This window comes from Polynucleobacter sp. 35-46-11 (genome assembly GCF_002281105.1).
The window spans coordinates 1-5,235 of record NZ_NCFJ01000146.1; the positions used below are offsets into that span (position 1 = coordinate 1).

General features: G+C 45.7%; 6 protein-coding genes. 4 read left to right on the forward strand and 2 right to left on the reverse strand.

Going from position 1 to position 5,235, the window contains the following annotated elements; genetic code table 11:
- Together B7Y67_RS10335 and B7Y67_RS10340 are read right to left on the reverse strand one after the other, a co-directional pair.
- On the reverse strand, positions 1–791 hold a 791-nt coding region (locus B7Y67_RS10335), incomplete at its 3' end, for a hydroxymethylglutaryl-CoA lyase (RefSeq protein ID WP_293598573.1).
- A gap of 13 nt (positions 792–804) precedes the next feature.
- Complete coding sequence (locus B7Y67_RS10340; protein ID WP_293598574.1) at positions 805–2,001, reverse strand: CaiB/BaiF CoA-transferase family protein; 1,197 nt, start codon at positions 1,999–2,001, stop codon at positions 805–807.
- A 112-nt stretch (positions 2,002–2,113) separates the two neighbouring features.
- On the opposite strand from B7Y67_RS10340, the gene B7Y67_RS10345 reads away from it, so the two are divergent.
- The 4 genes from B7Y67_RS10345 to B7Y67_RS10360 all read left to right on the forward strand — a co-directional run.
- The gene (locus tag B7Y67_RS10345) at positions 2,114–3,028 is read left to right on the forward strand and encodes a LysR family transcriptional regulator (RefSeq protein WP_293598575.1); all 915 of its coding nucleotides are present in this window, start codon (positions 2,114–2,116) and stop codon (positions 3,026–3,028) included.
- Between the two features lie 110 nt (positions 3,029–3,138).
- Complete coding sequence (locus B7Y67_RS10350) at positions 3,139–3,885, forward strand: SDR family oxidoreductase (protein WP_293598576.1); 747 nt, start codon at positions 3,139–3,141, stop codon at positions 3,883–3,885.
- Between the two features lie 62 nt (positions 3,886–3,947).
- On the forward strand, positions 3,948–4,610 hold the full coding sequence (locus B7Y67_RS10355) for a DsbA family oxidoreductase (protein WP_293598577.1): 663 nt from the start codon (positions 3,948–3,950) through the stop codon (positions 4,608–4,610).
- The coding region (locus tag B7Y67_RS10360; RefSeq protein WP_293598578.1) for a LysR substrate-binding domain-containing protein at positions 4,607–5,235 on the forward strand (629 nt) is incomplete at its 3' end. The genes B7Y67_RS10355 and B7Y67_RS10360, both read left to right, overlap by 4 nt.

The following is a 5,235-nucleotide window of genomic DNA, read 5'->3' on the forward strand; positions in this document are numbered from 1 at the left end:
ATACCTGTGTCATATCCCATAGCATCGAGCATATGAATGGCATCCTCGCTAGAAATATTTCCGCTTGCTCCAGGCGCGTAAGGGCATCCCCCTAAACCACCGAGCGATCCATCAAATCGCACAATGCCAGACTGAACTGCCGCCAAGAGATTGGCTAAACCCATGCCTCGCGTATTGTGGAAGTGCAAAGTCAGCTGAATACTAGGAAAGCGTTTTTGCAGAGAATCGCACATCCTCTTTACCTGATCTGGATTGGCCATCCCCGTTGTATCGCAAATCGTAATCCCCCTCACACCCAGATCAGAAAAGCGCTGAGCAAATCCCTCCACAACATCTTGAGGAACCTCACCCTCCATAGGACAGCCAAAGCTGGTAGAAAGAGAAACATTAATGGGTGTTCTGCCATTAACGTATTTAATTACTTCTGCCAATCCGGCAAAACTTTCTTCTCTTCCCATTCGAAGATTCGCTAGGTTATGCGTTTCAGATGTGGACATCACCAAATTAAATTCGTCAGCTTTAGACTCAAAAGCGCGCTCTGCGCCTCGAAGATTTGGCACCAGCACGGTATATTCCACTTCAGGCAATCGTTTAATGCGACCCATCACTTCTTCCGCATCTCTGAGCATGGGGATAGACTTTGGGGAAGTAAATGATGTCACCTCGATTTTTGCGAAACCACATCCACTCAGCTCATCTACCAACTTTACTTTGTCATCGGTAGGAATAAAGTTGGGCTCAATTTGAAACCCATCTCTTGTAACTACATCGTTAAAATATATTCTTGTCATGATCTTCTGTTCATTAGCTTTTAGTAAATGCAACACCGCGTTCTTTTAAGGACGTAACTTGAAATTCATTCAAGCCTAGGCTGCGTAATATCTCATCAGTATTCTCTCCAATATCAGGAGCTAGAGTCTTAATGGATCCAGGCGTACGAGAAAGTTTTGGAATCACACCAGGCACATCTAATTTGGATCCATCTTGCATTTGAATCGTTTCAATATTCCCCCGCGCCTTGTAATGAGGATCGCTAGCAATATCAGCAATGGTATAAATTCGACCGGCAGGAACTGAGACAGAGTCCAGAATCTCCAAAGCCTGATCAGTGCTAACTGTTTTAGCCCACTCACCAATAGCCCCATCAAGCTCAGCAACACGCTTCACACGGCCATCGTTATTCTCTAGCTGAGGATCGCTACCCAGATCATCACGCCCGATGACCGCCATCAGACGCTTAAATATACTATCGCCATTGCCAGCAACTAGAACATACCCTCCATCTGCACACAGATAGGCATTGGTGGGAGCAATACCCGGCAAAGCACTTCCAGCTGCCTGCCTTACTTCGCCAAATGCACTGTATTCAGGTAATAAACTTTCCATGCAATTAAATACTGCCTCATATAGTGCGATATCAATAATTTGACCTTGGCCACTGTGATGTCGCTCTTGCAGAGCCAGTAATATTCCAATAACACCATGTAAGGACGCTAAGGTGTCACCAATGCTGATGCCCACCCGAACCGGCACCCTTCCAGGCTCAGCAGTAAGATGACGTAAGCCTCCCATGGCTTCTGCGACCACACCAAAGCCCGGCTTGTCACGATAGGGGCCAGTTTGACCATAACCACTAATACGAAGAACAATTAGGCGTGGATTTATTTCAAGTAATTTTTGTGGATCAAGACCCCACCCTTCCAATGTTCCGGGACGGAAGTTTTCAATTAATACATCCGCTTCTTTTACAAGCGTCCTGACAATTTCTTGAGCCTCTACTAGCTTTAGATCTAATGAGAGGGATCGCTTATTGCGTGACTGAACCTGCCACCAAACAGAGGTTCCATCCTTCAGCAAGCGCCACTTACGTAGCGCATCACCCACATTTGGCGGTTCTATTTTGATAACATCAGCACCAAAGTCGGCTAAAGTTTTAGCCGCAAATGGGCCAGCAATCAACTGCCCCATCTCTATTACTTTCAACTTTGCCAATGGCTCCATAAGATCCCCTTAAATATCTTTTGTGCAAAGGTACTCTCATTCATCAGTCTTGAAAATTGCTATTTCAAGTCGATACCTTCTCATTTTGCGAAGGTATGGTTAGAATTACACCATGAATAACCCGCTCAACCCCGCCAGAGTTGACTTTGTCACCCTCAAGCTCTTCTGCTCCATAGTGCAATCCGGAAGCATTACCAAGGGGGCCAGCGCATGTAATCTAGCTCTATCAGCTGCTAGCAGACGAATTTCTGAGTTTGAAGAAACAGTTGGCATCCCGCTACTCGAACGCTCTGTTAAAGGAGTCTCCATTACGCCTGCAGGCCATGCGGTGATGCAGCATGCATTAAGACTTTTTCAAGGCTTTGAACAATTAAGTAATGAATTGGGTGAATTCTCCAAGGGGGTAAAAGGCCACGTCAGACTCTGGGCAAATATGTCTGCCTTAACTGAATTTCTGCCTGCTGCACTCGCTAGCTTCTTAAAAGTCCACCCTGAAATTCAGGTTGAAGTGGAGGAACAATTGAGCGGCGATATCGTAAGAGCATTGATGGATGGAATAGCGGATATTGGCGTCTTTGCGGAAGGCCCAGTTATATCCGGATTAGATACTCAAATCATTGGTAGAGATCAGTTGGTCATTGCCTGCAGCAAAGGACATCAGGTAAGCAAAAGAAAGCACATCTCATTTGAAGAATGCCTTCAATATGATTTTGTAGGGCTTAACAGAGGTAGCTCATTACTTGAACTCACTTCTCGAAGTGCTGAAAAACTGGGAAAACAAATGAAACTGAGAATTCAGGTCAGAAGCTACGATGCCATGTGCCAGATGATCGCAGTGAACTTGGGAATAGGCGTCTTACCACTTCAGGCCTGCGCAGCCCAAATCAAGGCATTGGATCTCAAAACTATTCAACTTGAGGATTCATGGGCTAAACGAAATCTTCTCTTAGCAATGAAGGCAAAAACCAATCAGTTACCTGCTGCAACATTACTTAGCCAACATCTTCTAAAACTAGCCCCAAAATAATTGCCCTAATCAGGTTTTGCCTAATCTTTTTAATTATTATCTAGCCACTAAAACAATCCCTCCCCTTTACTCACTATGACTGAGTATGACAAAGCTAGTAGTATGGAGTCATGTCAAAAGTCATGATTGTTACTGGGGCAAGTCGCGGCATAGGAGCTGCAACTGCAAAACTAGCCGCTAGCAAAGGCTTTGCGGTGTGCGTCAACTATAAATCCCATGCTGATGAGGCCCAAGCCGTTGTTGATGAGATTCAGAGTAATGGAGGCCTAGCCATTGCCGTCAAGGCAGATGTCACTCTTGCTGAAGAAGTTAATCACCTCTTTACAGAAACGGTGCAAACTTTTGGGGGACTTCATGCCCTAGTCAATAATGCCGGAATTCTGGAAACTCAGATGCGCCTTGAGGACATGTCGAGCGAGCGCATACAGCGTATCTTTAATGCCAACGTCTTTTCGACGATTTTATGCATTCAGGCGGCAATCAAATTGATGTCCACTAGGTATCAGGGAACTGGTGGATCTATAGTGAATATTTCCTCTGTAGCTTCTCGTCTTGGATCCCCTCGGGAATATGTCGACTATGCAGCCTCTAAAGGTGCAATCGATACGCTAACAATTGGTTTGGCAAAAGAACTGGCCATTGACAACATTCGAGTGAATGCTGTTCGTCCTGGCTATATCGATACGGATATTCATGCGAGTGGAGGTGAGCCAAATCGGATTGAGCGCGTTAAGCAATTTATCCCCATGCAGAGAGGTGGATCTGCAACTGAAGTAGCCTCTGCAATTGTTTGGCTTGCCTCTGATGAATCCTCTTATACAAGCGCCTCATTTATTGACGTTGCCGGCGGAAACTAGCTTAAATTCCTTAGTCCATTGGAGGCAAGCATTTATGCCAATGCTTCTATAGAATAGTTTCTATGAAACCCACCATCAAAATTGACTTTGTATCGGACATAGCCTGCCCATGGTGTGCCGTAGGCTTAGGTAACCTCAATAAGGCTATCACTGCATTCAGTGATAAAGCAAACTTTGAAGTGCGCTTTCGACCTTTCGAACTTAATCCCAATATGCCCTTAGGCGGCCAGGATGCAATCGAGCATCTTACTGAAAAATATGGCCTTACCGTAGAGCAAGTACAGGCTAACCAAGCCCAGATTAGAGAGCGCGCTCTTGAGGCTGGCTTTAAGTTCCACCCAGATGGTCGCAAGCGAGTCTATAACACCTTCGATGCACATCGTCTTTTGCATTGGGCCGGTAAAGAGTATGGCCTTGAGAAGCAAGCAAGTTTAAAAACAGAATTACTGAAGACGTATTTCTGCCTGGCAGTCAATTTAGATGATCAACAAAACCTCCTCAATGCAGTCATTACGGCCGGCCTTGATCCAGATGAAGCAAAGCAGATTCTTGATAGCGGGCTATACGCAAATGAAGTACGCGAAGAAGAGGCTCAATATACTGGTGCAGGAATTCACTCTGTACCCTCAGTAATTCTGAACGACCAATATCTCGTCCAAGGGGCTCAAGCTCCTGAGTCATTTATCAACGCATTTGAACAATTAATTCAGACCGAACAAGCATGACCCTGACAGAACTTCGCTATATCGTCGCAGTTGCTCGAGAACGCCACTTTGGCAGGGCCGCTGATGCTTGCTTTGTATCTCAGCCTACCCTATCAGTAGCCATCAGAAAATTAGAGGAAGAACTCAACACGCAAATTTTTGAGCGTACTAATACTGAAGTTGCAATGACTAGTCTTGGCGCATTGATTGTCGATCAAGCCCAAAGAGTACTTGAAGAAGCTAACTCCTTAAAGCACTTGGCAAAGCATGGTCAAGATCCTCTGTCAGGTCCACTGAGGCTTGGCGCCATCTACACTATCGCGCCCTACTTGTTGCCTAGCCTAGTAAGGGTTGCACGAGAGCGCTTGCCCCATGCCCCGCTGTTTTTAGAGGAGAACTTCACTGTTCGTCTATTAGAAGTCTTGCGTCAAGGAGCCTTAGATTGTGTAGTGATAGCCGAGCCCTTTGCCAGCACTGGACTAAACCAGATTGACCTGTATGACGAGCCATTTTTAGTCGCAGTACCCAAAGGCCACCCTTGGGAAAACCGAACATCAATCCCGCATCGAGAGCTTAAAGAGCAAAATACTTTATTACTTGGCACGGGTCACTGTTTTAGAGACCATGTTCTTGGCGTGTGCCCAGA

Coding starts and splice junctions, on each gene's coding strand:
- B7Y67_RS10340 (WP_293598574.1), bottom strand. CDS start 2,001: ATGGAGCCATTGGCAAAGTTGAAAGTAATAGAGATGGGGCAGTTGATT.
- B7Y67_RS10345 (WP_293598575.1), top strand. CDS start 2,114: ATGAATAACCCGCTCAACCCCGCCAGAGTTGACTTTGTCACCCTCAAG.
- B7Y67_RS10350 (WP_293598576.1), top strand. CDS start 3,139: ATGTCAAAAGTCATGATTGTTACTGGGGCAAGTCGCGGCATAGGAGCT.
- B7Y67_RS10355 (WP_293598577.1), top strand. CDS start 3,948: ATGAAACCCACCATCAAAATTGACTTTGTATCGGACATAGCCTGCCCA.